This window comes from Nocardia aurea (assembly GCF_003123685.1).
In the GTDB taxonomy this organism is placed as follows: domain Bacteria; phylum Actinomycetota; class Actinomycetes; order Mycobacteriales; family Mycobacteriaceae; genus Nocardia; species Nocardia aurea.
The window spans coordinates 1-926 of sequence record NZ_QCYJ01000158.1; the positions used below are offsets into that span (position 1 = coordinate 1).

At 67.6% G+C, this 926-nt stretch carries 1 pseudogene; it reads right to left on the reverse strand.

Annotated features, from left to right (window positions below):
• Window positions 1–926, reverse strand: a pseudogene (locus DAT37_RS38885) (pyruvate carboxylase); the annotation flags it as partial.

Below are 926 nucleotides of genomic sequence, written 5' to 3' on the forward strand. Positions count from 1 at the left end.
CCTTCCAGCGCGCGGGTGCGGAAGGGTTCGGGCCAGCCCCCGGGTGGGGTGCCGAGTTCGCCGCGCAGGAACCCGATCACCGAGTCCGGGATGTCGTAGCGGCCCGGGTCGGTGGCGAAATCGTCGACCTCGACACCGGTACCGACCAGCGCCAATGCCAGGTCACCGACGACCTTGGAGGACGGGGTCACCTTCACCAACCGGCCCAGGAGCCGGTCCGCGGCAGCGTATTTGGCTTCGACTTCCTCGAACCGGTCACCCAACCCGAGCGCGATGGCCTGTTGACGCAGGTTCGACAGCTGACCACCGGGGATCTCGTGGGTGTACACGCGCCCGGTCGGAGCCGGGAGCCCGGACTCGAACGGGGCGTAGACCTTGCGCAGCGCTTCCCAGTACGGCTCCAGATCGCACACGTTCTGCAAGTTCAACCCGGTGTCGTATTCACTGTGCGCGGCAGCGGCCACGATCGCCGAGAGCGCGGGCTGGCTGGTGGTTCCGGCCATCGCGGCACTCGCGCCGTCGACGGCATCGGCACCGGCCTGCCACGCGGCGAGGTAGGTGGCGAGCTGTCCGCCGGGAGTGTCGTGGGTGTGCACGTGCACCGGCAGATCGAAATTACTGCGCAACGCGGTCACCAGGGTCGCCGCGGCCGGAGCACGCAGCAGACCGGCCATATCCTTGATCGCGAGCACGTGCGCGCCCGCGTCCACGATCTGCTCGGCCAACTTCAGGTAGTAGTCCAGCGTGTACAGGGTCTCGTTGGGATTGGACAGATCCCCGGTGTAGGACAGCGCGACCTCGGCGATCGTGGTGCCGGTCTCACGCACCGCGTCGATGGCCGGACGCATCTGATCGACATTGTTGAGCGCGTCGAAGATCCGGAAGATATCGATACCGGTCGCCGCCGCCTCGGACACGAACGCGCG